27 protein-coding genes and 1 tRNA gene are annotated in these 25,035 nt (G+C 72.0%); 12 read left to right on the top strand and 16 right to left on the bottom strand.

All coding sequences use genetic code 11. The features are described from left to right. Nucleotides 1–411, top strand: a 411-nt coding sequence (locus tag FVA95_RS11695; protein WP_193564333.1) for a transposase, incomplete at its 5' end; no start/stop codon positions are given. Between the two features lie 214 nt (nucleotides 412–625). Then, nucleotides 626–702, top strand: a tRNA-Thr gene (locus FVA95_RS11700). 227 nt (nucleotides 703–929) lie between these two features. Here FVA95_RS11700 and FVA95_RS11705 read toward each other — a convergent pair. The 5 genes from FVA95_RS11705 to FVA95_RS11725 are packed head-to-tail and all read right to left on the bottom strand — an operon-like array spanning nucleotide 930 to nucleotide 6,765. Further along, nucleotides 930–2,105 carry a hemopexin repeat-containing protein gene (locus FVA95_RS11705; protein WP_161992279.1) on the bottom strand — a complete coding sequence of 392 codons (1,176 nt, stop codon included), beginning with the start codon at nucleotides 2,103–2,105 and terminating at the stop codon, nucleotides 930–932. Next, on the bottom strand, nucleotides 2,048–3,229 hold the full coding sequence (locus tag FVA95_RS11710; RefSeq protein WP_149664240.1) for a lanthionine synthetase C family protein: 1,182 nt from the start codon (nucleotides 3,227–3,229) through the stop codon (nucleotides 2,048–2,050). The genes FVA95_RS11705 and FVA95_RS11710 overlap by 58 nt, the downstream gene beginning before the upstream one ends. After that, entirely contained in the window at nucleotides 3,226–5,121 is a 1,896-nt protein-coding gene (locus FVA95_RS11715; RefSeq protein WP_149664241.1) for a S8 family serine peptidase, read from the bottom strand. Before FVA95_RS11715 ends, FVA95_RS11710 begins: the two co-directional genes overlap by 4 nt. Then, the gene (locus tag FVA95_RS11720) at nucleotides 5,118–6,551 is read right to left on the bottom strand and encodes a hypothetical protein (protein WP_149664242.1); all 1,434 of its coding nucleotides are present in this window, start codon (nucleotides 6,549–6,551) and stop codon (nucleotides 5,118–5,120) included. Before FVA95_RS11720 ends, FVA95_RS11715 begins: the two co-directional genes overlap by 4 nt. Nucleotides 6,552–6,558: 7 nt before the next feature. Further along, on the bottom strand, nucleotides 6,559–6,765 hold the full coding sequence (locus FVA95_RS11725; RefSeq protein ID WP_149664243.1) for a hypothetical protein: 207 nt from the start codon (nucleotides 6,763–6,765) through the stop codon (nucleotides 6,559–6,561). A gap of 304 nt (nucleotides 6,766–7,069) precedes the next feature. Here FVA95_RS11725 and FVA95_RS11730 point away from each other — a divergent pair, with 304 nt between their 5' ends. Further along, the gene (locus FVA95_RS11730) at nucleotides 7,070–7,267 is read left to right on the top strand and encodes a response regulator transcription factor (RefSeq protein WP_149664244.1); all 198 of its coding nucleotides are present in this window, start codon (nucleotides 7,070–7,072) and stop codon (nucleotides 7,265–7,267) included. Nucleotides 7,268–7,294: 27 nt separating this feature from the next. Here the strand turns inward: FVA95_RS11730 and FVA95_RS11735 are convergent, their stop codons facing one another. From FVA95_RS11735 to FVA95_RS11745, 3 genes are read right to left on the bottom strand one after another with little or no spacing between them, the layout of a single operon-like run. Then, nucleotides 7,295–7,891, bottom strand: a complete 597-nt coding sequence (locus tag FVA95_RS11735) for a VOC family protein (RefSeq protein WP_149664245.1) — start codon at nucleotides 7,889–7,891, stop codon at nucleotides 7,295–7,297. Further along, on the bottom strand, nucleotides 7,888–9,594 hold the full coding sequence (locus tag FVA95_RS11740) for an FAD-dependent oxidoreductase (RefSeq protein ID WP_149664246.1): 1,707 nt from the start codon (nucleotides 9,592–9,594) through the stop codon (nucleotides 7,888–7,890). Before FVA95_RS11740 ends, FVA95_RS11735 begins: the two co-directional genes overlap by 4 nt. After that, nucleotides 9,584–10,921 carry an MFS transporter gene (locus FVA95_RS11745; protein ID WP_240051431.1) on the bottom strand — a complete coding sequence of 446 codons (1,338 nt, stop codon included), beginning with the start codon at nucleotides 10,919–10,921 and terminating at the stop codon, nucleotides 9,584–9,586. Before FVA95_RS11745 ends, FVA95_RS11740 begins: the two co-directional genes overlap by 11 nt. A 337-nt stretch (nucleotides 10,922–11,258) precedes the next feature. On the opposite strand from FVA95_RS11745, the gene FVA95_RS11750 reads away from it, so the two are divergent. Then, nucleotides 11,259–11,846 (top strand): TetR/AcrR family transcriptional regulator, encoded by a 588-nt coding sequence (locus FVA95_RS11750; protein WP_240051432.1) that lies wholly within the window; start codon nucleotides 11,259–11,261, stop codon nucleotides 11,844–11,846. A 45-nt stretch (nucleotides 11,847–11,891) separates the two neighbouring features. Here the strand turns inward: FVA95_RS11750 and FVA95_RS11755 are convergent, their stop codons facing one another. Genes FVA95_RS11755 through FVA95_RS11765 form a run of 3 tightly spaced genes read right to left on the bottom strand, consistent with a single transcriptional unit; the run spans nucleotide 11,892 to nucleotide 13,758 of the window. Further along, complete coding sequence (locus FVA95_RS11755) at nucleotides 11,892–12,725, bottom strand: fumarylacetoacetate hydrolase family protein (protein ID WP_149664248.1); 834 nt, start codon at nucleotides 12,723–12,725, stop codon at nucleotides 11,892–11,894. Continuing rightward, complete coding sequence (locus tag FVA95_RS11760; RefSeq protein ID WP_161992281.1) at nucleotides 12,722–13,348, bottom strand: VOC family protein; 627 nt, start codon at nucleotides 13,346–13,348, stop codon at nucleotides 12,722–12,724. Before FVA95_RS11760 ends, FVA95_RS11755 begins: the two co-directional genes overlap by 4 nt. Beyond that, nucleotides 13,345–13,758 carry a nuclear transport factor 2 family protein gene (locus FVA95_RS11765; RefSeq protein WP_240051437.1) on the bottom strand — a complete coding sequence of 138 codons (414 nt, stop codon included), beginning with the start codon at nucleotides 13,756–13,758 and terminating at the stop codon, nucleotides 13,345–13,347. The genes FVA95_RS11760 and FVA95_RS11765 overlap by 4 nt, the downstream gene beginning before the upstream one ends. A 130-nt stretch (nucleotides 13,759–13,888) precedes the next feature. On the opposite strand from FVA95_RS11765, the gene FVA95_RS11770 reads away from it, so the two are divergent. Then, on the top strand, nucleotides 13,889–15,586 hold the full coding sequence (locus FVA95_RS11770; RefSeq protein WP_205015827.1) for an FAD-dependent monooxygenase: 1,698 nt from the start codon (nucleotides 13,889–13,891) through the stop codon (nucleotides 15,584–15,586). Nucleotides 15,587–15,602: 16 nt separating this feature from the next. Here the strand turns inward: FVA95_RS11770 and FVA95_RS11775 are convergent, their stop codons facing one another. Next, nucleotides 15,603–16,058 (bottom strand): hypothetical protein, encoded by a 456-nt coding sequence (locus FVA95_RS11775; RefSeq protein WP_205015828.1) that lies wholly within the window; start codon nucleotides 16,056–16,058, stop codon nucleotides 15,603–15,605. Between the two features lie 307 nt (nucleotides 16,059–16,365). Then, nucleotides 16,366–16,791 carry a helix-turn-helix domain-containing protein gene (locus FVA95_RS11780; RefSeq protein WP_149664251.1) on the bottom strand — a complete coding sequence of 142 codons (426 nt, stop codon included), beginning with the start codon at nucleotides 16,789–16,791 and terminating at the stop codon, nucleotides 16,366–16,368. A 60-nt stretch (nucleotides 16,792–16,851) separates the two neighbouring features. Here FVA95_RS11780 and FVA95_RS11785 point away from each other — a divergent pair, with 60 nt between their 5' ends. Then, nucleotides 16,852–17,655, top strand: a complete 804-nt coding sequence (locus FVA95_RS11785) for an alpha/beta fold hydrolase (RefSeq protein ID WP_149664292.1) — start codon at nucleotides 16,852–16,854, stop codon at nucleotides 17,653–17,655. Nucleotides 17,656–17,794: 139 nt separating this feature from the next. On the opposite strand, the gene FVA95_RS11790 is transcribed toward FVA95_RS11785, so the two are convergent. Beyond that, a complete protein-coding gene (locus tag FVA95_RS11790; RefSeq protein ID WP_149664252.1) occupies nucleotides 17,795–18,400 on the bottom strand; it encodes a TetR/AcrR family transcriptional regulator in 606 nt (201 codons plus the stop codon). A gap of 104 nt (nucleotides 18,401–18,504) precedes the next feature. Between FVA95_RS11790 and FVA95_RS11795 the strand changes: the two genes are divergently transcribed. Beyond that, the gene (locus FVA95_RS11795) at nucleotides 18,505–19,092 is read left to right on the top strand and encodes a hypothetical protein (protein WP_240051433.1); all 588 of its coding nucleotides are present in this window, start codon (nucleotides 18,505–18,507) and stop codon (nucleotides 19,090–19,092) included. Between the two features lie 258 nt (nucleotides 19,093–19,350). On the opposite strand, the gene FVA95_RS11800 is transcribed toward FVA95_RS11795, so the two are convergent. Next, nucleotides 19,351–19,932 carry a DUF5134 domain-containing protein gene (locus tag FVA95_RS11800; protein ID WP_240051438.1) on the bottom strand — a complete coding sequence of 194 codons (582 nt, stop codon included), beginning with the start codon at nucleotides 19,930–19,932 and terminating at the stop codon, nucleotides 19,351–19,353. Between the two features lie 87 nt (nucleotides 19,933–20,019). On the opposite strand from FVA95_RS11800, the gene FVA95_RS30820 reads away from it, so the two are divergent. Together FVA95_RS30820 and FVA95_RS11805 are read left to right on the top strand one after the other, a co-directional pair. Continuing rightward, nucleotides 20,020–20,169 carry a hypothetical protein gene (locus FVA95_RS30820; protein ID WP_161992284.1) on the top strand — a complete coding sequence of 50 codons (150 nt, stop codon included), beginning with the start codon at nucleotides 20,020–20,022 and terminating at the stop codon, nucleotides 20,167–20,169. Then, on the top strand, nucleotides 20,166–22,115 hold the full coding sequence (locus tag FVA95_RS11805; RefSeq protein ID WP_149664254.1) for a hypothetical protein: 1,950 nt from the start codon (nucleotides 20,166–20,168) through the stop codon (nucleotides 22,113–22,115). The genes FVA95_RS30820 and FVA95_RS11805 overlap by 4 nt, the downstream gene beginning before the upstream one ends. On the opposite strand, the gene FVA95_RS11810 is transcribed toward FVA95_RS11805, so the two are convergent. Further along, nucleotides 22,103–22,732 (bottom strand): TetR/AcrR family transcriptional regulator, encoded by a 630-nt coding sequence (locus FVA95_RS11810; RefSeq protein ID WP_161992285.1) that lies wholly within the window; start codon nucleotides 22,730–22,732, stop codon nucleotides 22,103–22,105. The genes FVA95_RS11805 and FVA95_RS11810 overlap by 13 nt on opposite strands. A 99-nt stretch (nucleotides 22,733–22,831) precedes the next feature. On the opposite strand from FVA95_RS11810, the gene FVA95_RS11815 reads away from it, so the two are divergent. The 3 genes from FVA95_RS11815 to FVA95_RS11825 all read left to right on the top strand — a co-directional run bounded on the left by FVA95_RS11815 (nucleotide 22,832) and on the right by FVA95_RS11825 (nucleotide 24,822). After that, entirely contained in the window at nucleotides 22,832–23,761 is a 930-nt protein-coding gene (locus FVA95_RS11815; RefSeq protein ID WP_149664256.1) for an oxygenase MpaB family protein, read from the top strand. Nucleotides 23,762–23,791: 30 nt separating this feature from the next. Then, nucleotides 23,792–24,319, top strand: coding sequence for a manganese catalase family protein (locus FVA95_RS11820; protein WP_240051434.1), 528 nt, complete (start codon nucleotides 23,792–23,794; stop codon nucleotides 24,317–24,319). A 155-nt stretch (nucleotides 24,320–24,474) separates the two neighbouring features. Next, nucleotides 24,475–24,822 (top strand): hypothetical protein, encoded by a 348-nt coding sequence (locus FVA95_RS11825; protein ID WP_149664257.1) that lies wholly within the window; start codon nucleotides 24,475–24,477, stop codon nucleotides 24,820–24,822. Nucleotides 24,823–25,035 lie beyond the last annotated feature (213 nt).

Raw genomic sequence — 25,035 nt, forward strand, 5'->3', positions numbered from 1 at the left:
GCCGTCAAACGCGCCATCCGAGCTATTTACACCGCGTCCACCGCCGATGCCGCTGCAGCCGCGCTGGATGATCTCGATGACGAGTGGGGGCGAGCCTATCCGGCGATGATACGTTTGTGGCGTAACGCCTGGACCGAGTTCATGCCGTTCCTCGACTACGACATCGAGGTCCGGAGGGTGATCTGTACGACGAACGCGATCGAATCGTTGAACGCCCGCTACCGGCGAGCAGTCCGAGCGCGAGGGCATTTCCCCAGCGAGCAGGCCGCGATGAAATGTCTGTACCTTGTCACCCGCAGCCTCGACCCGACCGGACGAGGCCACACCCGATGGATGATGCGCTGGAAGCCAGTCCTCAACGCCTTCGCCATCACTTTCGGTGACCGCTGGCCGGGCGCCGAGCACTACTGACAACATCGCCGGAACCACCGTTCTCGTTACAGACCCGCAGCCGCATCGTCACGGGGGTGATCCTGTCTCCGGACGGTGCAGTGGGCGTCCGGCTTTCGGATGATCCCGAGGCCGTGGACACGGTGGACACTGCACGGGGACCGTGTCGGTCCGGGGGAGCCGGTGGGGGGTGCTCCGGGGCGTGAAGGGCGCCGCTACACTTGTGCTGCACCACGCCGCCTTAGCTCAGTCGGTTAGAGCGACGCACTCGTAATGCGTAGGTCTGGGGTTCGACTCCCCAAGGCGGCTCCACAGAAGGCCCAGGGCAGGGGCCTGTTCCTCTCGCTCGAAGATCCACATCTGATCCACCTGGGGCATGCGTACGGGCATGTCCGCGCCGTTCTGTCCTGGCTTCTGCTCATGGCGAGGGGCTCGGTCGAGACGCGAAGGTCAGGTTCTCGCGCGCGGGTGTATGCGCGGTTTCGTTGGCTGGCCGCCCGTAGGCAGGGGCCGGGGTGCGACCGGTGGCTGAGAGGGGCTCAGAGGCGCGACTCGATCTCCTTCCAGCGGGGCTTGTTCCGTTGGCGGAGGGCGACGATCTCGAGGTCGCCGATGGTGATGGTGCCGTCGGCGTCGGAGTCGAGGATCTTGTTGTCGTCGTAGGCCTGTCCGTTGACGCCGCCGTGCTGGGCGAGGACCGTCTCCGCGCCTTGGCCCGGGCGGGCTGTGGCGGGTAGGAAGTTGAGTTGGTAGATCCGGCCGATGGAGTCGAGATCGAGGTGGATGTGCGGCGTGAAGTAGCGCTGTACGTAAGGAACTTGGGCCGCGGCATCGAGTTGGGCGAAGGCGGCGCACCCGCGGGTCCAGCCGAGGCCGCGCAGGGTGGCGTCGACGAACTGGTTGATGCCTGCGGCGACTCCGCTCGGGTGCAGCGCGTTGGCGCGTACGCCGCTCTCGCTGTTGAGTACTATGAGCAGCTTGGCGGGGTGACAGCGCAGCGCGGTGCCCGCCTGGCGGATCAGCCGGAAGAATTCTTCACTGAGGTCTCCGGTCAGCGGGGTGGGCCGGCCGACGCCGATCAGCGGGGTGGCCACGGTCATGCCGGAGCCGAAACCGGCGGCGCTCATGCCGGGCCAGTGGGTGCCGATGTCGAGCGGGTAGCCGTCGTCGACCCGGTCGTCTGTCATGTCGTAGCGGACGTATCGTGAGCCTTTGAAGAAGAAGATCTTGCCGTTGCCCCAGTTCACGGCGGTATCCAGTCCGTCGGCGAACCCGGCGGCCCGCAGGCCGGGCCAGTTGTCGCCGATGTCGAGAGGGTAGCCGTCGTCAACCTTGTCCTCGGCGATGTCGTAACGCACGTACTTGCTGCCCTTGAACACGTACGCCTTGCCGTCCCCCCAGTTCACCGCGGCGTCGATCCCGCTCGCGAACCCCGCTTCCCGCATGCCGGGCCAGTTGTCGCCGATGTCTCGCGGATAGCCCTCGGGGACTGTGTCGGCGACGATGTCGTAGCGCACGTACTTCGAGGCCTTGAGGAAGTAGACCGACCCGCCGCCCAGGTCGAGTGCGGAATCCAGACCGGTGTCGAAGCCGGTCTGGCGCATGCCCGGCCACTGGTCGCCGGTCGAGAGTGGATATCCCGCGTCGACCGCGTCGTTCAGGACGTCGTAGCGGACGTAGCGGCCGGCGTTGAAGAAGTAGACCTGGGCGGACATGCATCCTCCTGGGGTGACCATGGGGCGTCGAGGTCCATGAGCAGCCGGGGGCCCGGTCTGCACTGGCGTAGCAGGTACGCCCCGAGGCCCGCGGCGCCGGTTGCGTAATCGGCGACTGTCCGGTCCAGCAGCCGGCCGGGCCAGCGCACGGTTCCGTCTGGACCGTCCACGGCGAAGAGCTCGATCGCCTGCGTGAGCGCGGCGGCGTCGTCGGCGCGGTCGAGGTCGAGCATGAACTCGCCGATCCCGGCCAGACCCTGGAACTGGTTCGGGTTGAGCGCGAGTGTGCAGTAGGCGTCGTCGGCGATCCGGTCGACGAGCTCCTGGCGGTCTTCGCCCAGCAGCCGGGCCACCCGTAGCGCGGCGGCGCCGATCCCGCTGCTGCCCTCCATCCAGTACGGCCGCACGAGGTCGTCACCCTCGTAGCGGCCCCACAACCAGCCGCTCTCACTCTCGAACCGTTGTGCGAGATCGTGATCGAGCCCGGCCGACGCCGCCTCCCGGAACTGGACACGACCGGTCGCGCGGTACAGGTGAGCGAGGAACAGGGCGATACCGGCCGAGCCGCGGCCGTACCCGTAGTACAGGACGCCGTCCGCGCCGCGCCAGCGGACCGATCCGGCGTCTCCCTCGGCGACGCTGAGGAGGTGGTCACCCGCGCGGACGGCAAGGTCCAGCCAGCGCGCCGCACCGGTCCGGGCGGCGATGTGCAGTGCCGCGAGGCCCCAGCCTGCCGACCCGTACAGGATGCCGGGATCGGTGAAGGCGGTCGGGTGTTCCGGGACCTCGGCGAGCAGTTGCTCAGCCTGCGCCGTGCGTCCGACGTCCAGCAATGTGTAGGCGATCCCGGCCAGGCCCAGGTAGAGCCCGGCGGGGCAGGTCTGGGTCGAGGGGCGCTTCTCGAGTACCCAGTCGACCCACGGTGCTGTGGTCCCGGCTTCGACGAGACCGTAGCGCTCGGCGGCCGTGACCAGCAGGATCGGGCCACACGCGCCGTAGGCGACACTGAGCGGGTTGGTCTGGGCCATTCGGGGGTCCGCGACCCAGAGGCGGTCCGGATGCTCCGGTTCCGCGGTGGCGCAGAGCTCTGCGAGGGTGCCGGTGAGCAGCCGGTCGGCGGTCATCCGACGGCGACCGGGGTTGCACCGAAGACGGCCACGGCGAAGCCCTGCCCGGGATCGCCGACGTTGACCATCAACGCCTCCACCGAGATCGTCCAGCGGCCAGGGACCGGGGCGTCGACCGACAGCATTCCGACCGCGTCTCGCACCCCGTTGGTCTGAGTGGCGGGCACGCCGCGCCGCCGTAGGTCTCCGCGCAGCGACGCGCCACTCGGCGGGCGGACCTCCAGCACCAGCTCGTTGATCATCGCCGTCGCGGCCCCGGGTGTGCCCGGCGGTTCGGTCCAGGTCAGGACCACCCGCAGCTCGGGCCCTGCGACGTCGACGGTGAGCGACCGACGTTCGCCGGTGACAAGGCCGTCGGTCTTGCGTACGTCCCAGAGCGCCAGCTCGGGCGCCAGGCAGCGGGCGAGCCGGACGGTGCCCCAGCCCGTGCGGGCGTCGGGCACCGTCAGGCCGGTGGGGGCGTCGGTGGCGCCGATCAGGAGCGCCTTGAGCAGCGCCCCGCTGGGCGTCCCGCCGAGGTGCTGACGCAGCAGGGCCGCGGCGGCCGCCGCGTAAGGGGTGGCGTAGCTGCTCGCACACGCGGAGCGCGGTCCGGTGTCGCAGGCCGTGCCCGAGAGCGCCGAGCGCACCCCGCAGCCGATCATCATCAGCTCGGGTTTCTGGCGTCCGTCCTCGGTGGGCCCGGGGGCGCCATCACCCAGCGCGGTCCCGTTCGCCGTCGCCGCGGCGACGCACACGGCGTTCTTCGCGCTGCCCGGAGGGCCCTGCTGTTCTCGCGAGTTGCCCGCGGCACCGAGGACGAGCTGCTCCTCGTTGGTCCAGGTGAACGTGTCCACGTCCGCGGCGACGAGGTCGTACGGCGTCGGATCGCCGGGGTCGGACAGGAGCGCGTGCCAGCTGTTGCTGTGTACGGTCGCCCCGGCTGCAGCGGCCCGGGTCAACTCGTCGAGCAGCGAGGTCGCGCCGTCCGCGGGATCGGCCCCGAAGCTGGCCATGTCGTTGAAGTTGCCCAGCACGAGCCGGGCCGCCCACGCCCCACCGCGATCCGGCGCGGTACCGGGCGGCTCACCGAGCTGATCACCCGCGGCGCATCCGGCCACGAAGGTCGCGTGCGCCCGTCCGGCCTGCTGCGAGCCGTTGCGGACCTGCAGCACCTTGCGATGCTGCGGGCCGGGCGTGTTGTCGGGGGCGTCGCGGAAGTAGCAGTGCGCGAGCGCGGCGGGACCGTCGTCGATCACACCGATCACCTGGCCCTCGCCGTGCAGCCCGAGCGCCCAGGCAGCGGCGTGCTCCGCGGTCGCATGTTGCGCGGCCACACCCGGGGCCGCGTCCGTGGCCAACTGCGGCAGCGGCTCGATCCACTGCAGCTCACCGATCGTGGTGAGGTCGGCCACCCGATCCGAGTCCATCACGAAGCGGACCGAGACTCTGCCGCCGACCATCCGCTGATCGTCGACATGGACGTCGGTCGCGCCGAACGCGATGAGGCCCGCGGTGATGGCTGCCGGGTCGGTGTCGTCGACGAGCAGAGCGCGGTAGGGCGTGAGGCCGTCGTCCGTGGACACCAGCGGCTGGGTCGCCGCCGGAGCCAGCTTCATCTCCCCACTCACCTCGGCCACCGCGCGGACCGCGGGATCCGCCTGAACCGTTTCGACGGTGGTGCCTGCCAGCCGTTCGATGTAGGCGAACGGCGGCACGTAGTCCCGCAGCCGCAGGCCGAGGCCCCGCAGCCGGGTCGATGCCGCAGCCCGAAGCGGGCCGGTCAGCTGCACCAGCCAGGTACCGACCCGCGCGTCTCTCTGCTCGTCGGTGATCTCGGCCCCGGCGACGGCCGGGTCGAAGCGGGCGGCGCCCAGGCGGACCTCGAACGTCGGATCTGGGAGCGTCATCGCGCGACGCTCCCGATCGCGGCCCGAGCGTCTGCGACCGAACCGCGGGCCAGCGCGTCGATCACCGCGGGGAAGTCGGCCGGGACACCGCGTTCGGCGAAGAACGCAAGGAAGTCCTGGTGGGCGGTCGGCTTGAGCGCGAACAACGCGGTAACCGGGAACAAGGCCGAGTAGAGCACCATCGCCGCTGCGTAGAGGTCGTCGGACACGCTCGGCTGGTCCGCGGTGAGCCGGCTGGGGCGGAAGAAGCCGGGTGTCACCCAGCGTGCGGCGTGCCGCAGGAGCACCGGATCCTCGTCCGCCGCCACTGCGCTCTCCAGGTCCACCAGCCGCACGCGCCGTCCGTCTGGATCCACGATCAGGTTGCCCGGGGACAGATCACCCACCAACAGTCCGGCCTCGTGCACAGCACACACGGCGTCGATGAGGCTGTCAGCCAGTGCCAGAAACGTCTCCGTCCACGGTCCGAGCCGCTCGGTGCGGTGCAGGTACGGGGCGATCACCATCTCGTGGGACGCGCAGAAGGTGTTGAACGGCAGACCTGGAACGCGTTGCTGGGCGAGGAAGGTGTGCCCCCCGTCGGTGAACAGGCTGATCGCCGCGGGCACAGCGTCCACGCCGGCGAGCCGCAGCAGGACCGCGTGCTCGCGGCGGAGCAGGTCCACCGCGTCTCGCGCATACCCGGTCGTGGACCAGACGTGTGTGTGCGGGCGTGCCTCCTTGACCACGACCGGGTCCCCGGTCAGCAGATCGGTCCCCGTGTACACCCCGCCCGAGTTCGAGAACCGCAACGAGCCCTCGATGCGGAACCGGGAATCGAGCACGATGGCGGACTCGGGGCCTAGAGGACGCGTGACCGGCTCGGCGAAGGGGTCGGCGACCCAGTCCGGGAGCTGGAACCACGGTCGCCTCTCGTCCGGTACGAGGCGGCCATCGGGCTCGGCGATGAGGTGCTCCACCGTGCCGTCGTAGCGGACCCTGCTGCGGGGGCGGAACCCGCCGTAACGGTAAGAGAGGATCTCGCTGTCCCGGAAACGTCGGTCCGAGAGCACCCGCGGACCGTGAACCGGCTCAACCACGGTGCAGGCGTACAGGCGTTCGACGAGCGGCACGAACTCCCGCTCCTCCGGATAGATCGTCATGAACTTCCCGGACTGCTCACGCCGCTGCCGCTTGCCGTTCAGGATTCGGTGCCGCGCACCGTCCACAACGACCTTGAAGTCCACTCCCGCGGCCACGCACTCGGGTGCCACGAGCTCCAACACCCGGTCGGCGTGCTCCTCAGTCGCCGAGACGTGGATCTTGAATCCCTGATCGGGCGGTGGAGTGGTGCGCGGCGCGAGCGCGTGTGCCCACACGTCCGTGGGCAGGACGCGCCAGCTCGACGGAACGAGCGCCGCCAGCCTGGCGGCGTAGTCCGGGATGCTCACGACGAGGTCAGGACTCGGCCATCTCCTCCACGAGGCACCCCACACTCAGAGCGCTGTGCGCGCAGCCGATCGACCGGGTGCTGAGCCCGCCGCCGTCCTCGCCGTCGTCCGTGCTCACGCCGCCGAGCTGCTGCAGCCCCAGGATCCGCTCGACACGCTTCAGGCTCTTCTCCAGCTTCTCGATCCGGTCCTCGAGCGGGTTGGGTGTCGACATCTGCTTCCTCCGAAAGTGGGGAGATCCGGCTTGCGCCGCCGAGAACTCGATCGGAGAGGGCCTGACGTTACCCAGATCACGTCCGGCCGAGACCCTCGTACTTCGAACTCGGGCTGACGCGGCCAGTCGACGCCCCAACGAATGCGCAGGTCCGGGGTTCGACTCCCCAAGGCGACTCCACAGCAGAGGCCCATTCCGGGCCCTATGACCAATTCGGAAAGATCGAGAAGCACTTCCGGCTCGTGTCTCCCGCGGAGCAGTCCCCTTCGAGGTGAAGCTCAGAGCCCGGAAGGTCTGAGCAACGATGCGCGGGTGCCGGCAACGCGTCGAGTACGTCGCGTGTCGCGGAGTCGTCGCCGAGGGACTGAGCAACAAGCAGATCGCGGACCGGCCCGTGATCTCCCGGCGGACCGTGGACGGTCACGTGGAACGGATCCTGCGCAAGCTCGACGTCGGCTCACGCACCCAGGTCGCGGCGTGGGTGATCGGCCAGACCCGCTAGTCCGTCGGCCCGGCGCCCCGGACACGGTCAGGAAGTCGGCACGGGGTCGTCGTCGCGCCGGACGAGGACCTCGAACGGGACGCCGCGCTCGTAGTCGGCGACCATCTCCTCAGGGTCGAACAGGGTGCCGATCGGGTTCGCCGAGAACACCGGCCCCTTCATCCACTCCGTCGCCTCGTCGGCGGTCGCGAAGCTGTCGACCTGCAGCTCCACGTGGTTGCCGTCCGGATCCCGGTAGTACAGCGACACGGTCGGACCGTGGCGGATGGCGCGGACGGGGAGGATCTCCGCGTCCCGCAGCCGACGGTAGGTGGCCAGGAGCGCGCCGAGATCGGGATGGGTGAAGGCGGAGTGGTAGAAGCCGACCTGCGGTTCGTCGCTCGGAACGGGGTACGGCCCGGTGGCGATGAGGGCCACCCGGTGGTGCTCCTCGTCGTAGGTCAGGAACGCGAGCTTGCCGTTGTCGAAGACCGGGTGCGCGCCCAGCACCGTGCAGTACCACTCCCGCATCCGCGGCAGGTCGTTGGTGCGGAACACCACGTGGGCGAGCCCCACCGGGGGCCGCGCGACGGTCGGGTCCGGCAGCGTGCGCGCCGCCCCTGCGTGCTGGTCGGTCGAGGTCATGCGGTTGCCTCCATGAGGTCGGGCTGCCGGAGCAGCAGGTGGTCGAGCACGTCGCCCAGGTCGATCGTGGGATCGAACGCGGGAGCGCGCCAGGCGATGTGCCCGTCCGGGCGGACGAGCACGGCCCCGTCGGCGCCGATGCCGTAGACGGCGCGGAAGTCGTCCTCGACGCCGGCGTGCCGCGCCTCGGCTCCCACGGCGACGACGTCGACCTCGTCCGGTGCCGTCCACCGCCGCTTCCCCGCCGCGGTGGTGAGCAGGACGAACCCGGCGCCGAACAGGTCCTGCAGGGAACGGGTGTGGTCGGGGTCGAGCCACAGGTGGGGCGCACGCGCGCCGGGGCGCCCGACCGGGAGGTAGCGGCCGACGGGGCTGGGGACGGGTTCGGTCCCGTCCGGCCGGATCCCGGGTGACTCGTAGGAGATGCCGAACACCTGGCCGTAGTACTCGAAGTGCTCGCGCTGCTCGGCGATCGCCGCCCGGACCGGCTCGAGCTCGGCGTCGTCGAGCGTCTCGATCCGGGCCACGAAGTCGAGGTCGTTCTCCAGCATCCCGCCGAGCCCGGCGCGCGCCATCCGCTCGGCGTTGGCGAGGCTCTGGTCGACGTTGAACCGGGCGACCGGACGGCGTTCCTCCTCGTAGGTGTCCAGGAGGTGCCGGCCGGCCCGCCCCCGCAGCACCGCGGCGATCTTCCACGCGAGGTTGTGCACGTCACCGACACCGGTGTTCATCCCCTGCCCGCCGGTGGGCGGCAGCGGGTGCGCGGCGTCGCCCGCGAGGAAGACGTTCCCGACGCGCATCCGGGTGGCGACGCGCGCCTGCATCTGCCAGGGCCGGGCACTGCGGACGTCGACGTCGAGATCGGGGTCGCCGACGAGGGCGCGGACGATCTCCACGCAGCGCTCGGGGGTGAACGAGCCGGGTTCGGTCGTGGCCGGATCGTAGGCGAAGTTGTAGGACCACCGGTGGCGGCCGTCGAGGGTGATGAGCACGCCGGTGGTCTCGGGGTTGTAGACCCACCACAGCAGGTAGGGGCGGTCGGCGACGTAGCGCGACAGGTCGGCGTGGAAGTAGATGCCCATCTGGGCGCCCAGGCGCTCCGGGCCCTCCAGCCGCACGCCGAGCTGGTCGCGCAGCGGGCTGGCCGCTCCGTCGGCCGCGATCACGAACCGGGCTCTGACCTGCGACTCGGGTCCTCCGTCCGCGGACAGGCGGACCGTGACGGCGTCGTCGGCGTCGTCGACACCGAGCACCGTGGTGCCGAACCGGACGTCCACGGCCGGGAGGGCCGAGGCGGCCCTGAGCAGGATCGGCTCCAGCACGTCCTGCGGGCAGGAGCTCTTGACGTGCGGCGCGTAACCGGCCACCTCACGGTCGAACTCCGGGGAGTGGCCGTGGGTGACCAGCGCGCCGAACTCGGGGTGGGCGAGCCGGGTGACGAACGCGCTTCCGCGGTTGCGCTCCCGCGGCAGACCCGCCGCCAGCACCTCCTCGGCGACCCCCCAGCTGCGGAAGATCTCGAGGGAGCGCCCGTTCACCACGTGCCCTCGCGGGTGGTACGAGGTCGTCGCCCGCCGTTCGACGAGCAGCGTCCGTACCCCGAGGCGGCCGAGACCGATGGCCGCACTCAGCCCGGTCGGGCCGCCCCCGACCACGACGACGTCGTGGTCGAGGACGCGTGTCGGGTCGTGGTCAGTGCGCATCGGCAGTGCCCTCCACTGCGGGGGTGGGTTCGGGGCGCGTCGACGCGGTCCCGCCGTTGCGGGCGCTGCCCCTGGCGAACAGCACGACGGTGGCGACGAGGCTGAGCGCGGCGGTGGCCAGCAGGTAGCCGGCGATCGGGGTCGAGGAGCCGCTCCTGGCGTAGAGCAGGGCGAAGACGATCGGCGCCACGCCACCGCCGAGGATGGAGCCGAGCTGGTAGGCCATCGAGGTCCCGCTGTAGCGCACCGGGGCCGGGAAGAGCTCCGCGATGAAGGCGGCCTGTGCGCCGGTGGCGAACGAGACGGCGATCACGCCGCCCAGGTAGGCGACGATCATCGCGGCCAGCGACCCGGTGTTGACCAGGGCGAAGAACGGCAGGGACCACACGACGATGCCGATCAGCCCGCCGAGGAGGACCGGTTTGCGGCCGATGTGGTCCGCGAGCCGCGCGGTGACCAGCACCAGCGGGATCCACACCACCCCGGCGGCGACGGTCAGCCAGAGCACGTACGTCGGGGGCAGCCCGAGGGCCTGCCTGGAGTACGCGAGCATGTACACGAACATCAGGTAGCCCAGGGTGGGCGCGGCGGTGGACGACAGACCGCCCAGGAGCATCTCCCGCCAGTTGGTCGTGATCAGGTCCCAGACCGGCGAGCGGCTGATGGCGCCGGAGCGCTGCACGGCGGTGAAGTCGGGGCTCTCCGCGACCCCGAGCCGCACCCACATGCCGATGCCGATCAGCACGATGCTCGCCAGGAACGGGATCCGCCAGCCCCAGGAGCTGAACACGTCGGCGGGCAGGTACGTCGTCAGCAGGACGAAGGTCAGCGAGGCCAGGACGATGCCGACCGGGTTGCCCATCTGGGTGAACGAGCCGAAGAAGGCGCGCCGGTGCGTCGGCGCGTGCTCGACCCCCAGCACGACCGCACCGCCCCACTCCCCGCCGACCGCGAAGCCCTGCACCAGGCGCAGCACGACCAGCAGGACGGGTGCCCAGATGCCGATCACCGCGTAGGTGGGCAGCAGCCCGGTGAGGAACGTGGCCGCACCCATGATGACCAGCGAGGCGACCAGTGTGGACTTGCGGCCGACCCGGTCACCGAGATGGCTGAGGACGATGCTGCCCAGAGGCCGGGCGATGAACCCGGCGCCGAAGGTCACGAAGGCGGCCAGGGTGCCCGCGACGGGCGAGAAGGTCGGGAAGAACTGCGGACCGAAGATCAGCGCCGCCGTCAGGCCGTAGATGTTGAAGTCGTAGATCTCGATCGCGGTGCCGACGAAGCTCGCCGTGGCGACCCGACGGGTGTGGCGCGTGCCCGACCTCACGGGGGCGGGTGGGGATTCGCTCTGCGGGAACACTGGACTCCTCTGTCGTGAGTGTTCGTGCGTGAGACCTGCCGTGCTCGGCGTGATCACGGTGGGGTCGGGAAACCGGCGAGTGGAGGGGCGCGCCGGGCCGTGCCGCTGCGATGGGGACGAATGATGAATGGCAATCAAGAGTACTGTCAAGGACGTCCCAGTGGCTCGTTCAGCCGCGGAATCGGCGGCATCCCGGCGAAGAGGATGAGGATCGATCAAGAGGTCCCTCCGACCCCTCACTCGCGGATGGCTAAGCTGGAGCCGCCTCTGCGCCGCGCGGAGCACCCGAAGGAGGCGATCGGCCGTGCCCCGGAACAGGCAGCACATCCCGCGCGAGGAGCGGAAGGCCGAGGTGCTGGCGGTCGCCACCGAGCTGTTCCTCAGCCACGGGTACTCCGGCACCACGATGGCCGACATCAGCCGCGCCGCCGGCGTCGCGCCGGCGGCGGTCTACTGGTACTTCCCGTCCAAGGACGACGTCTTCGCCGCGGTCATGGACCGCATGCTCAGCCGGGAGATCCGCATCCTCGACGAGGACCACGCGGACGACGACCCGATGTCGCACCTGGTCCGGGGCCTCAACGACATGCGCGTGTTCCGGCCGCTGCACCAGGCCATGCACGGCAGGCTCCTGCAGTCCGAAGCCGTGCGCGAGGCCCACGACCGCTTCCTCGACTGGATCCGTGACCTCGTCCGGAAGATGGTCGACGACCTCGACGACCCGTCCGTGGATCGTGAGCTCGTCGCCGACACCGCCGTCACCCTCTTCGAGGGCTTCAACGTGGAGGTCGCGCCGCCGCGCCCGGGTGCTCAGCTCATGCGGTTCCTCCTCGAGTCGGTCCTGGGTTCCGCCCGCGCCCGCGACCTGCCGGCGCCGGTCCCGTCGGACTGACTCCGCCCGACCGCGGTGACCGCGCGGCTCAGGCGCAGTGGTTGATCAGGCGCAGCGGTTGACCAGGGTGCCGATCCCCTCGATCGCGATCCGCACCTCCGAGCCGGACCGCAGGTAGCGCCCCTGCGGATGGCCGACGCCCGCCGGGGTCCCGGTCATCACGACGTCGCCGGGCTCCAGCGTCGTCTGCCGTGACAGGTAGGAGATCAGGGGTCCGACCGGGTGGATCAGATCGGAGGTGCGCGCGTCCTGGCGCAGCTCGCCGTCGACCCAGGTCTGCAGGTGCAGGTCTCCGGGATCGTCGAACTCGTCCAGGGTGGCCAGGCACGGCCCCATGGGGGTGAAGGTGTCGAAGCTCTTGGCCGCGCTCACGTCCGCGCCACGTCCCGGGACGAGGCCCTTCTGCACGTCCCGGGCGCTCACGTCGTTGCAGATGGTGTAGCCCGCGACGTGGCTCATCGCGTCGTCGACCTCGACGTCCGTGGCGCGCCGCCCGACGACGACGGCCAGTTCGCCCTCGTAGTCCACGTGCTCGGGCGCCACGCGCGGGAACCGGGTCGCCTGTCCCGAGGCGATGACCGACGAGGGCGCCTTCAGGAAGATGTGCGGCTCGTCCGGGTGCTCGGTGCGCCCGACCTCGCTGCGGTGCGCGGCGTAGGCGAAGCCGACGGCCCAGATCTTCGAGGGCCTGGGGATCGTCGGGAGCAGCTCGACCTGGGCGACGGGGATCCGCTCGCGCACGGTGGCCGCGGCGATGTCCGCGACGTCGTACCCCGCGCGCAGGGCCTCGCCCAGGTCGGGGGTGTCGACGTCGAGCAGGGCGACGGTCTCGCCGTCGTGGCTGCCGATGCCCTTCGTGGTGCTGACGAGCCTGCTCATCGGGCCACCGCCTGGTTGTCGAGGTCGAGGATGTCCGGATCGCCCGCGTGGAAGTGCCCGGCGAACCGGTCGGGATCGAGCTCCAGCCCGGACGGGTTCGCGGCGAACTCCGCGCTCGCCATGAACTCCCGTTCCTGTTCCGGGGTGTCGAAGTTCGAGCAGGAGAACTCGACGACGTTGCCGTCCGGATCGCGGAAGTAGAAGCTCGTGGCCTGACCGTGGTTGGCCGCGCGGTGCGGATGGGTTCCGGCGGCCCGCAGGTGCTCGAACTGGGCGATCAGGTCGGCGAGGGACGCGACGCCGAACTGGAAGTGGTGCAGGCCCGGCCCGGCGGGCTCGACGCCGGCGAGGGAGTCGATCCCGAACAGGGCGAGGACCTGACCGTCCCGGACGGGGAAGAAGGCGAGGCGGACGTCCACCGCGCGCTCGGGCATGCCCGCGGGGCGGGGCGGGGCGTCCGGGTCGGGGGTGCGTTCGAAGAACGGGCCGGCGCCCAGGACGTGCGAGTACCAGGCGTGCATCTGCTCGAAGCGCCCGGTCTTCAGTACCAGCTCCGCCATCTGCAGCGGGACGGCCCGCGTCGGGGTCTGCCCCGGTGCGGGCCGGTCGGTCGCGGCGGTCATGCCGCACCTCCGGTGGGGCCGTGCAACGGACGCGAGGTCCGTCGCGCGATGCGCCATCCCTCGGCCGTGCGGCGCAGGGTGTGGGTGGTGTCGAGGATCTTCTCGAGGTCGTAGGTGCCGTCGGTACCGCGGATGTGGAGCAGCACCAGGCAGCCGAGCGTGATCTCGTCGGCGCTGCGCTCGACGAGGTGCTCGTTGCTGATCAGGTGGGTCGTCTGCCGGTCCGGCATGGCCTCCCGGCGGGTCAGGAAATCGAGGATCGCGGCGCGCCCACGGAGCCGTTCGCCGCGGATCTCGAACTCCGCGTCGTCGGTGAAGGCGTCGATCCCCGTGGTGGCCCGTCCGCGGTCGATCGCGAGGTGGTAGCCGATGACGTGCTGCCGGCACTGGCTGACGTCGTCGTCGAGCATGAGATTCACGGGCAGCTCCTCTCTTGAGTGTGACTCAAGAGTAGTGCTTCCATGACGGGTGTCAACGCACGGCGGCGGCGCTCCCGCGGCAGTGCCCAGCTCGATCGACGACGACGTGTGAGGTGCCGGAGTGAGACGACCTGCAGCGGACAGCGCGCACCGGACGCCCGGGCCGGGGCGTGTGATCGTGGTGGGCGGCGGCCCGGTGGGCCTCTGCACGGCCATCGAGCTGGGCTGGCGGAACGTGCCGGTGCTGCTCGTCGACGAGACCGACGGGTCGGTGGTCTTCCCGGCCGGGGAGGCGATCTTCTCCCGCTCCATGGAGCACCTGCGGCGGTGGGGTCATGCGGCCGAGGCGCGTCGCGAGTGCCTGCCGGGACCGGACCACCCGCACCGCATCCTGTTCATGACCCAGGTGGTCGGGCACGTGCTGGCCGAGTTCGACTACGGGGTCACCAACTCCAGCCCCGGCGAGTACGCCGACGTGACCCCCGAGGGCCCCGCCTTCATCTCGAAGTTCTCCCTCCTACCGCTGCTGCAGCGGATCGCGGCCGGACTGCCGACCGTCGAGATCGCCCACGGGAACCGGCTGGAGGACTTCGCCCAGGACGCCGAGGGGGTGACCGCACGCGTCCGGGACGTCGTCACCGGTGTCGAACGGATCGAGGCGGGGGCCTACCTCGTCAGCTGCGAGGGCGGCCGCAGCGGGATCCGGCGCGCGCTCGGGATCGAGCTCGTCGGAGACTTCGCCCAGGGCCACAACTTCGCCGTGCACTTCCGGGCCCCGCGGCTGCGGGAGCTGCTGGTCGAGCGCACCGGCGGGCGGGCGGCACAGATCCAGACCCTCGCCTCGGAGAAGCGGCCCTACATCACGGTCGTCGACGGGGTCGACGAGTGGCGTCTGTCGGTCTACCTCGACCACGAGCCGGCCGACGGGGACGCCGTCCGCTGGGTGCACGAGGCCGTCGGGGAGCCGATCGAGACCGAGATCCTGCGGGCTCAGCCGTGGAGCGGGCACCGGGTCGTGGCCGACCGCTACCGGGACGGCCGGGTGTTCCTGGCGGGCGACGCCGCGCACCTGCTGTGGCCCAAGGGCGGCTTCGGCGCCAACACCGGGATCGGAGACGCCGTGGACCTCGGTTGGAAGCTCGCGGCCGTCCTGCACGGCTGGGGCGGCTCCGACCTGCTGGACAGCTACGAGATCGAGCGACGCCCGGTGGCGATGCGCAACGTCTCCGAGGCGTCGAGCAACTGGACCTCGGATGCCCGACTGACCCCCGACCCGCTCCTCGATCGCCCGGTCGGCGTCGGCGCGCAGGCGCGCAGAGTGACCGGCGATCTCATCACGCGGCTGCGTGGGCGCGAGTTCCGCAGCATCGGGGTGCAGCTCGGCCACCGCTACGCCGGCTCACCGATCTGCCTGCCGGACGGCACCCCCGAGCCGCCCGACGAGCCGGACGCCTATGTTCCCTCGACCTGGCCCGGGTGCCGCGCGCCGCACGCCTGGCTTCCCGACGGCAGCTCCACCCTCGATCACTTCGGCCACGGCTTCGTGCTGGTCGCCACGGCCACCGCCGACCCGGCTCCGATGGTCCGTGCCGCGAGCGCCCTCGGGGTGCCGCTGAGGGTGCTGCGCATCGACCGTCCCGCCGTCGTCCGGCTCTATGCGGCGCCGATGGTGCTCGTTCGACCTGACGGCTACGTGGCGTGGCGCGGAGCGAGTGTGTCCGACGACCCGATCGCGCTGCTGGACCGCGTCCGTGGCGCCGGCCCGCTCGACGACCGAGGAGTTCGAGGAGTCCGCGCAGCTGCGCAGGGAGAACGCTGAGCGGGCACCTACGAGCTCATGGACGGAGGAGCTGCTCCGACACCGTCCACAGCCGGTCGGCGCGGTCGGGGTCGAGCGCCCAGGCCTTGACGCCGTGGGGGTGGTCGGCGAGGTCGGCGTCGTTCGGGACCTCGTAGGCCTCCTGACAGTCGTCGAGGTAGTGGCCTCCGGACGTCGCGAACTGCGGGTCGACCGCGGCCACCATGCTCGTCGCCGCTCCCTGCTCGACGGTCTTGTAGGTGAACACTCCTGCTGCTTCCGCGGCGGCCAGGGAGTCCTTCTGGTGCCGGGTGAAGTTCCGCTGCAACCCGGTGGCGACCCCGCCGGGGTTGACGGTGTTCGCGACGACGCCGTCCCGGGCCCATCGTCGGGTCGCACCCACCGCGAAGAGGGAGTTCGCGGTCTTCGACTGTGCGTAGGCGATCTGGGGGTCGTAGGCGCGGCGGTCGAAGTGGAGGTCGTCGAAATCCACGTCCGCTCGCTGGCTGCCGCGGAACGTTCGCTCGCGTCGACCGCCGAGCCGCTGCGCCAGGTTCCGGTAGCTGATCGTCGACGCACTCGCCCGGACGGTCGACCGCCCCACGGCCGTCGACATCGCCGACACCCTGATCAGCACATCGGTGGGCGTGAAGCACCAGGTGGAGACCCGTGACGCCTATCGTCGACGCCTCGCCGTCGCGGTCCACCTCCTGGTGCCCGACCAGCCCGGACAGCGGGGTTCGCGGCGGTGGCCGACGCGGTGCACGCGGGACCCCGCACGGACGGGGCCCGGCCCGTGCTCATCGGCCCGCGCGGGACGCCTCGGTCCGGGTGCGGTGGTCGTCGATGCGGGCCATGTTCTGCTGCGCCCATTCGCGCAGCGCGGAGAGTGGGGTCTCGAGGGAGGCGCCGAGCTCGGTGAGCCGGTAGTGCACGCGTGGCGGGACGGTGTCCTCGACGCGGCGGGCGACCAGGCCGTCGAGCACGAGGTTCTGCAGCGTCGTGGACAGCATCTTCTGGGAGATCCCAGGCGCGCGTCGTCGCAGCTCGGTGAACCGCAGCTCCCCGCCGTCGGCCAGCGGTCCGACGACCATCGAGGTCCACTTCGTGCCGAGCCGGTCGAGCAGGCGACGGGTGGGGCAGTCCGGGGAGAACAGGTCCCCGCGACGGGGGTCGGTCACCCCGGGCTCACCAGGTGCCGTCGACGTGCCGTCTTCCGCCTCCATGGTCGGTGAGCTTAGGTGATCTGGTCACCAGGAGTTACCGACTGGGAGGTCGTCGTGCGGATGGTCGCCGTCAACGGGGTCGAGCTGGCGGTCGACGAGGTGGGGCAGGGGCCGCCGATGGTGCTCGTGCACGGCTTCCCGCACACCGGCCTGGTGTGGTCCGAGGTGCGCGACGCGCTGCGGGAGGACCACCGCGTCGTCGTGCCGGACCTGCGCGGGTTCGGGGCGAGCACCCGCACGGCCGAGGGGCTCGACGCGGGAACCCTGTCCCGGGACCTCGAGGAGCTGGTCGTGGCCCTCGGAGCCGCGCCGGCGGTCGTGGTGGCGATCGACGCGGGTGTCCCCGCCGCGTTCCTGCTCGCCCTGCGCCGCCCGGACCTCGTCGCGCGGCTCGTCCTGGTCGAGTCGACCCTGGGGACACTCCCCGGCGCCGAGGAGTTCTTCGAGGGCGGACCCCCGTGGTGGTTCGGGTTCCACCGGGTCCCGGGGCTGGCGGAGAGCGTGCTGCGCGGGAACGAGGCCGCCTACGCCGGGTGGTTCCTCGACCAGGGCACCCGCGGGCGTGGGATCCGTTCGGAGCTGCGGGTCGCGATGGCCGACGCGTTCGCGCGCCCGGACGCCCTCCGCTGCGCGCTCGCCGTCTACCGGGCGCTGCCCGAGACGGGACGGCAGCTCGCCGCGGCGGTGGCCGAGGCCCGGTTGACGGTGCCCACGACCGCGGTCGGCGCCGCGTCGGTCGGTCGCGCGCTGGAGAACCAGCTGCGCGGGGTCGCCGACGTCCTCGACGGGCACCTGTTCGACGACTGCGGGCACATCGTGCCCCTCGACCGGCCCGACGCGCTCGTGGCACTTCTGCGCACGTGATGCCGGGGCGTGTCGTCCCGGCCCTGTCGACGAGCCGCGCCGGCGGCCGCACATCGACCTGCGTAGCGTCGGATGGCCGTCCTTTCGGCCCGGCGGAGTGCACCGACTGCGGGGTGCGGTAGGCCCGCGATCGCCGACCTCAGTGGGTCAGCGTGAGCAGCCCCTCCAGTCCGCGCCGGAACGCGGCGCCGACGTGGCCCGCCCCGTCGATGTCGGCACCGGCCATGGCCCCGTCGCGCATCATCAGGAAGTGCTGGGCCGCGTGCTCGGGTCGCCCGTGCCCCGGCGCGGACCCGAAGACCTGCGCGAACAGTTCGGTGAGGCTGGCGACGTACCAGCTGCGGTGCTCGGCGACGACCCTGCGCACGGGGTCCTCCGGGTCGGGGAACTCGGCCGCGGCCTTGAGGAACGCGCACCCCCGGAAGTCCGCGCCGCTCAGGTCGTCCACCAGCGCGGCGCCGACGGCGCGGACGGCGTCGTCGGGGGCGGCGGCCGAGGCGACGGCGTCCCGGAGGGCGGCGCGGGTGTGGGCGTCGACGCCGCGCAGGTAGGCGACGACCAGCGCCTCCTTCGAGGGGAAGTGCCGGTAGAACGTGGCGCGCGTGGTCGGGGTCTCGGCGAGGATCCGCTCCACCCCGACCGCCCGGATGCCCTCGCGGTAGAACAGCCCGCTCGCCGTCGCGAGCAGCCGCTCGCGGGCCTCGGAGCGCCCGGCCCCGGACGTCGTGCGTGTCGGTGCAGCCACGGTCCCACGTTAGCAGAAAGAACGATCGGTCTTGCTTGTGGCGAGTCAGGCGTGCATGCTCGGGATGCGTAGGAAGAACGGTCTTTCTCTCTCCAGGAGGCATCATGTCGAGCTCGCCCACCACCGGCCGGCGCACCGTGCGGACCCCCCGCCCGGGGCCGGTCGACGGCATCGTCGCCCTACGGCGCCTGTACCTCGCGCGGTTCGCGTTCGCGCTGCTCTGGGCGGCGCTGCTGCTGCCGAACGCGGCGGAGGTCGGCCCACTGACCGCGGCGCTGCTGGTGCTCTACCCGTTGGTGGACCTGGCCGCCGCGGTGATCGACGCCCGCTCCTCGCGTGCGACCGGGGTGCCCCCGGGCCTGTACGCCACGATCGTCCTGGGCGGGTTCGCGGCCGTCGGGCTCGTCGTCGCCCTCGGCTCGGGCGTGCCGGCCGTGCTGCGGGTCTGGGGTGCCTGGGCCGTCCTCGCCGGGGTCGCCCAGCTCGTCGTCGCCCTGCGGCGCCGCGCGGCGGGCGGCCAGGGGGCCATGATCGCGAGCGGGTCCCTCTCGGTCGTCGCGGGCGCTTCGTTCGTGCTGATGGCCTCGGGCGGTGAGGCGTCCCTGACCGGGGGCGCCGGCTACGCCCTGCTCGGTGGTGTCTTCTTCCTGGTGTCGGCGCTGAGGCTCGGCCGGGAGGACGTCACCGGATGACCGGCTCCCGCCCCGTTCCCGGCGCCGCCGGATGCCCGGTGGGCCCGCGGCCCGTCCGGCTACGACCTCGACGGGCGGCTCCTTGACCGTGCGTGGCAGCTCCGCGCGGTGGCGCTCGTCCTCGCCGTCGGGACCGACCGCCCGGACCTGCGTCCGCTGCTCGCCACCGCGGTCGATGCCGCGCTGTCGGCCGAGGTCTACGCCGCCTGACCCGCCGCGGCCGTGCGGACCGTCACGACGCCGCGCTGAACCGGCGTGTCACAGCGCCGCCAGGAGCATGACGACCATCGCGGCGTCCATCACCCCGTGCGGCACCGCGGCCACCCGCAGCGCGGCCAGGTCGCGTCCGGCCGGTGCCCCGACGCCTGTCGGGAGCACCCGGGCCGGCGGCCCCACCACCGCGACGACGACCGTCACGACCAGGTCGAACGTGAACCACACCGCCAGGGCCACCACGACGACCGCGACCGGGGTGCCGCCGGGAAGACCGTGGCCGTGGCCGTGGCCGTTCCTGAGGAGCACGACCAGCCCCGTCGCGGCGAAGGCGAGCAGGTGGTGGGCGAGCGCGGCCCGTCGCCCGGGCCCGGCCGGCGGGCGGAGCACGCCCAGGCCGGTCGCGAGGACACCCGCCGCCATGACGGCCAGGACCCACGACCGGGTCGTCGGCCCCCACAGCGGGCCGTGCATCGCGGCCATCGACAGGTTCATGACCACGTGCGCGGCGTCGGACTCTCGGGTGGTCCACACCGTGTCGACCCGCCTGCCGTCGCCCAGGCGTGCGACCCTGACGAGCGCCGCCGCGAGCAGTGCGGCGACGAGCACCGTGTCGAACGATCCCATCCCGGACACGGGCCGGAGCATAGTTGACACGGCGCCGTATCAACATGACGCTGTCCCCGTCACCCGGTCGACGTCGAGGAGGACGTGATGGCGTGTTGTGTCGCCCTGGCACTGGTGGTCGCCCACGTGCGTGAGCTGTGGTTCCGGCTGCGCCCGTCGGCGGCGCCGCCACCCGTCCCGTTCGCGCCGCCCGCCCGGCGTGCCGCGCCTGGAGCGGTCGCCGGGGTGACCCGGTGAGCGCGACGGCCCCGTCGGCCGGTCCCGCGCCGAGCCAGGGGGGCGACCGCGGGGTCACCGTCCTGCTGCCCGACGTGCCCGTGTTCGGCCCGGTGACCGCCCGCCGGATGCGGCGGGCGCTGGCGGTCTACGCGGTGGTGTGGCTCGCCGGCTCGCTGCCCGGGTGGCTCGGAGCAGGCCTGGCGTTCACCGCGTTCGGCCACGGCCTCGTCCTGCCGGGCGGGGGCTTCCTGCTCGACGGGTCGTTCGTGGCGGCGGTCGTCGCCGTCGTGGTGTTCGTCCTGTCCCTGGCCCTGTGGTGGTACGCGGGCCCGGTCGTGCTCCCGCCGCTGGTCTGGACGGCGGCGGCGGTCGTCGCCGCCCTGACGGTCGCGCCGCGGACCGTGCCGGGCGCGGCGGCCGCCGTGGTCCCCGCGGTCCCGGTCGTCCTGCTGGTGCTCGCGGTCGTCGTCCACCTCGTGCGGCACCGTGCCCAGCACCGGCGGCGGGCGGCGCTGAACGCCGAGCTCGCCACGACGTCGTTCGTCGTCAGCGGCCCGCCGGACCTCGACACCGGTCCGCCGGTGGCGGAGAGCTCCCCGGAGGACCTGGCGCACCTGCGCTACGCGCTGGACATCGCCCTGCAGCCGCTCGACCGGTTCGACGGGTTCATCGTCCTGGAGCAGTACCGCGAGGGCGCCCTGCGCTACCAGCTCACCTCGCTGGGCACCGGCCTCGGGATGTCGCAGTACACCCGGACCCCCGCCTTCTCCGGCTATCTGGCCGAGGCCCAGCGCAACGCGATCGAGAAGATGCTCGACCGTCGCGTCTGGGGCTACTGGCGGACCGAGAACCTCTGGGGCAACCTCTCGACCTCCCGGGACCCGCTGGCCACCGACGAGAACATCATGCTGACCGGCTGGCACGGCACGATGCTCGGCTTCCACGCGCTGCTCAACGACCGGCGCTACGCCGAGCCGGGCGCGCTGACCTTCCGCTGGTCGCCCGACGAGACCTACCCGCACGACCACCACGCCGTCGCGCGGCAGATCCACGACGGCATGGACCGCTCGGACTACACGCTGATCCCCTGCGAGCCGAACTGGGTCTACACCGTCTGCAACGCGTTCGGCATCAACGCGATGCTCGGGCACGACCGGGCGCACGGGACCGCCTACGTTGAGGACCTGCGCGAGCGGCTCCGGTGGTCCTACGAGCACGAGTTCCTGCGTCCCGACGGCCGCATCGTCGGTGTGCGGGCGCGGCACCTCGGCCTGTCGTGGAACTTCTGGACCGGTGCCGCGGTGCAGCTCAACACCGTCTACTGGATGCACCCCGCCTTCCCCGACCTGGCGCAGCGCGCGTGGTGGCTGCTGCGGCGCAACGAGCTGTCGCTGCGCGACGGCCGCCCCGTCCTGCCGCCCCGGGCGTCGAACCGGGTGGACGTCGGCTCCTACCGGCTCGGCCGGGACACCTTCGCCCAGGTGGCGATCACGATGGCCGCCCGCGAGATCGGCGACGACGAGATGGCCGACGCCGCGGCCGCGCTGCTCGCGGAGCGGGAGACGGTCGAGGAGCGTGACGGGGCGCGGCGCTACGCCGCCGCGTCGCCGATGGTGAACTTCTATGCCGTCCTCGGCCGCTTCGGGCGGCGGCACGCGCTGCGCGACCTGCTGGGCCACGGAGGTGTCCCGGAGACGTGGCGCACCGGTCCGCGGCTGGCCGACGCGGCCTACCCGGACGTGCTCGTGGCCCGCGCGGTGACCGACGGCCGCGCGCTCGACCTGGTGCTCCGCCCGGGCGGGAGGCCGGTGCGGACGGTGCTCGCCGTCGACCGTCTCGTGCCCGGGGCGACCTACCGGGTGAGCGGGGCGCGGTCGGCGGAGGTCGTCGCCGACGGCGACGGTCGGGCCCTGGTCGAGGTGGACCTCGGCGACCGTCTCGCGGTGCGGCTCTACCCGGCCTGACCCCGCGGCCCGGCGCCGGGGCGCAGCGGGGCACAGGCGGCCACGCCGATCAGCACGAGCTGGTCGACCAGCGCGTCGTCGCCGATGTCCAGGTCGTCCTGCAGCCGTCGCTCGACGAGTTCGGTGACCCCCGCGACCAGGACGAGCAGGGTGGTCGCGGGGTCCTGCCGCCCGGTGTCGGGGGCCGTCAGCTCGGCGGACAGCGCGGCGACGAACCCGTCGAGCGCGGCGTGGCGCCGGGCCCGCAGCGTCGGGTGCGCCTGCGCCTCGGCCCACAGCCGCGACCAGCCCCGGTCGGCGGACAGGGTGCTGAGCACGGTGCGCACGGCGGTCCGCACCCGCAGCTCGAACTCCGGCGGGGCGGCGGCCAGCGCCTCGCCCAGCGCCTCGCCCAGTGCCGAGACCGCCTCGTCGAACAGCGCCGCAAGCAGGGCGTCCAGACCGTCGAAGCTCTCGTAGAAGTAGCGCTTCGTCAGCTCGGCCCGCCGGCAGACTGCGTCGATCGACGCGCCGGCGATGCCGCCGTCGGCGATCTGTTCCCGGCCCGCGACGAGCAGGCGTGCCCGCCGCGCGGCCGTCCGGTCCGCGGCGCTGACGCCGCGGTGCGGTCGGGTCACGCTGTGGGCCACCACCGCATCTTGACACGGGGTGGTCTCCGGAAGCATCGTTGAAATTGACACGAGGCAGTGTCAACTTTCGGGAACGGAGACCGTCCGATGAGCAGTGCGTCCGGAAGTCCGTCGGCCCCGGCCGGGTTGCGGTGGACGATCGGTGGCGTCGAGCGCCGGCGCATCGCGCGGCTGGATCCGGTGACCGACCACGCCGAGATCGCACGGTCCAGCCTGCAGACCCTGCACGGCGACCGCCGGCTGGTGCTCGGGCTGTTCACCGTGGCGTTCATGAAGCAGGTCGCGGTGCCGGCGATGGCCCGCATCCTGTGGCGGCGCGGCACGGGCGACATCGTGCGCGACACCGCGCTGCGCAACGACGACACCATCCTGTTCTTCGGCCGCTTCCTGGACCTCGGTCCGGACTCGCCGGAGGGCATCGCCTGGATCGAGCGGATGAACGAGATCCACGCGCACTTCCCGATCCGCGACGACGACGCGCTCTACACGCTGAGCACCCTGGCCCTCGACCCGGCGGACATCGCCGCGGAGCTGGGGGCGGCCCCGTTCACCCCGGCCGAGCTCGAGGCCCACTGGAGGTTCTGGCGGGCGGTCGCGCAGCGGCAGCGGCTGCGCGACATCCCCGGCTCGCGGGAGGAGATGCGGGCATGGGCGCGTGACTACGAGCGCCGGGAGTTCGCCCCGAGCGAGGCGGGCCGGGCGGTCGCCGACGCGCTGGCCGACGACTTCAGCGCCCGGGTCCTGCCGGGCCCGTTGCGACCCTACGGGCGGGAGATCCTGGGGGTCCTCGCCCCAGCGAACCTACGGGAGATCCACGGTCTGCCCCGCCCGCGCCCCGCGGTCCGTGCGGCGGTGCGCGCGGTCGGGCGTGCCTACCTCGACGGTGTCGTGGTGCGTCCGGTGCGGCTCGACCGGTCCCTGAGTCGGACCTTCGGGCGGCACAGGTGCGCCGGGGCCGACGGGCCCGCGGAGGTCGGCTACCGCAGGCCCGGCGGCCGGGCCGACAACACGGGGTGATGGGCTGCCGACGGGCCACGTCGCGCAGTCGTGCCACAGCACCCGGCGTCGATCGCGGAGGCCCCAGAACGCCCGGGGCGCAGGCGGCTATCTGGTGGGGCCCAGGGCGCGCTGCCGGTCGACGCGCAGGGTGACCCGTGGACGGGCAAGTACGTCTACGACAGCGGCAACCTGCTCTACAACCTCATGCTCGGGTCGACCGGCCGGCTGCAGAAGTGTCGGCTCTACGAGAGCACGGCGAACCGGACGGCGCGCTCGACCATCGCCTACCTGATCGTGCGCGACCAGACCCACGAGAACGCCTACGCCAAGGCGCTCGAGGCGCTCGGCGTCACTGGACCTCGCTGCTGCCGATCCCGAAGACGAACGCCGAGAAGTACCCCGAGGTGGCGGCGCTGCTGGAGCAGGGTCTACCAGGGTCCACAGAGCAAGCGGTACACGTTCAGTCTCGCCCAGCTCTCCGAGGCCGGGAAGCCCTGCCGCGGCCCTGCTGGCGATGCCCCGTCGTCGTGCAGAACGGCCGACTCGGCGACGAAACCGTATCGTGTGAATAACTGACCCTCGGTGATTGTTCCCCACGATGGTGTTTCCCGGGTTGATCCGTGCGCTTTCCGCCCCCTATCGTTCTCCTCAGCCGGTTCGGGCTCCCCCTTTGTCGTCGGACCGGCACGTGCCCGGATCCGCATGGATCTGTGACTCACCAGGAGAAGACTGTGCAGAAGAAGAAGGCCGGTTTCGTCGCCGCCGTGTCCGCCGTCGCCCTGATCGGCCTGTCGCCGCTGGCGTTCGCCGGTTCGGACAGCGTCATCGACAAGGACGCGAAGGGCCTCGTTGCCGGCCTGAACGGCAACAACGCCCAGGTTCCGGTCCAGGCGTGCAACAACAACATCCCGGTCAACGTCCTGGGTGTCCAGGTTCCGGTCGAGGACGCCGCTGCGGCCAACGGCCTCACCGGTGGCGCCGGCATCCTGGGCGAGGGCAAGGCCAAGTCGGGCGACTCCGCCACCGACCAGTCGGACAACTGCGGCCAGGAGGCCGGCGCGGGCGACTCGGTCAACTGACCGAATCCTCGTCGCTGACGTGCCCCGGGGCCCTCGCGGCTCCGGGGCACGTCCGTGTCCGGGGTGGGGCCCGTGGGCACCCGCCGTGGTCGTCGTCGCCGGTTCGGGTGGCGTTCCGGGCGATTCGCCCCGATCACATCCGACCCCATCGTGGGAGTATCCGAACGGAAAGTGATTCGGCCACCCGATGGTGGTAGAAGAATTGTTCGGGCA

It is taken from the genome of Pseudonocardia sp. EV170527-09, assembly GCF_008369905.1.
Lineage (GTDB): Bacteria > Actinomycetota > Actinomycetes > Mycobacteriales > Pseudonocardiaceae > Pseudonocardia.

What these genes read in the sequence shown, in the direction of transcription:
- FVA95_RS11710 (WP_149664240.1), bottom strand. Translation starts at nt 3,229, where the DNA reads ATGACCGCCGACCGGCTGCTCACCGGCACCCTCGCAGAGCTCTGCGCC.
- FVA95_RS11725 (WP_149664243.1), bottom strand. Translation starts at nt 6,765, where the DNA reads ATGTCGACACCCAACCCGCTCGAGGACCGGATCGAGAAGCTGGAGAAG.
- FVA95_RS11795 (WP_240051433.1), top strand. Translation starts at nt 18,505, where the DNA reads ATGTCGAGCTCGCCCACCACCGGCCGGCGCACCGTGCGGACCCCCCGC.
- FVA95_RS11765 (WP_240051437.1), bottom strand. Translation starts at nt 13,758, where the DNA reads ATGCTCGACGACGACGTCAGCCAGTGCCGGCAGCACGTCATCGGCTAC.
- FVA95_RS11785 (WP_149664292.1), top strand. Translation starts at nt 16,852, where the DNA reads ATGGTCGCCGTCAACGGGGTCGAGCTGGCGGTCGACGAGGTGGGGCAG.
- FVA95_RS11735 (WP_149664245.1), bottom strand. Translation starts at nt 7,891, where the DNA reads ATGACCTCGACCGACCAGCACGCAGGGGCGGCGCGCACGCTGCCGGAC.
- FVA95_RS11755 (WP_149664248.1), bottom strand. Translation starts at nt 12,725, where the DNA reads ATGAGCAGGCTCGTCAGCACCACGAAGGGCATCGGCAGCCACGACGGC.
- FVA95_RS11815 (WP_149664256.1), top strand. Translation starts at nt 22,832, where the DNA reads ATGAGCAGTGCGTCCGGAAGTCCGTCGGCCCCGGCCGGGTTGCGGTGG.
- FVA95_RS11800 (WP_240051438.1), bottom strand. Translation starts at nt 19,932, where the DNA reads ATGGGATCGTTCGACACGGTGCTCGTCGCCGCACTGCTCGCGGCGGCG.
- FVA95_RS11740 (WP_149664246.1), bottom strand. Translation starts at nt 9,594, where the DNA reads ATGCGCACTGACCACGACCCGACACGCGTCCTCGACCACGACGTCGTC.
- FVA95_RS11780 (WP_149664251.1), bottom strand. Translation starts at nt 16,791, where the DNA reads ATGGAGGCGGAAGACGGCACGTCGACGGCACCTGGTGAGCCCGGGGTG.
- FVA95_RS11730 (WP_149664244.1), top strand. Translation starts at nt 7,070, where the DNA reads ATGCGCGGGTGCCGGCAACGCGTCGAGTACGTCGCGTGTCGCGGAGTC.
- FVA95_RS11760 (WP_161992281.1), bottom strand. Translation starts at nt 13,348, where the DNA reads ATGACCGCCGCGACCGACCGGCCCGCACCGGGGCAGACCCCGACGCGG.
- FVA95_RS11715 (WP_149664241.1), bottom strand. Translation starts at nt 5,121, where the DNA reads ATGACGCTCCCAGATCCGACGTTCGAGGTCCGCCTGGGCGCCGCCCGC.
- FVA95_RS11705 (WP_161992279.1), bottom strand. Translation starts at nt 2,105, where the DNA reads ATGTCCGCCCAGGTCTACTTCTTCAACGCCGGCCGCTACGTCCGCTAC.
- FVA95_RS30820 (WP_161992284.1), top strand. Translation starts at nt 20,020, where the DNA reads ATGGCGTGTTGTGTCGCCCTGGCACTGGTGGTCGCCCACGTGCGTGAG.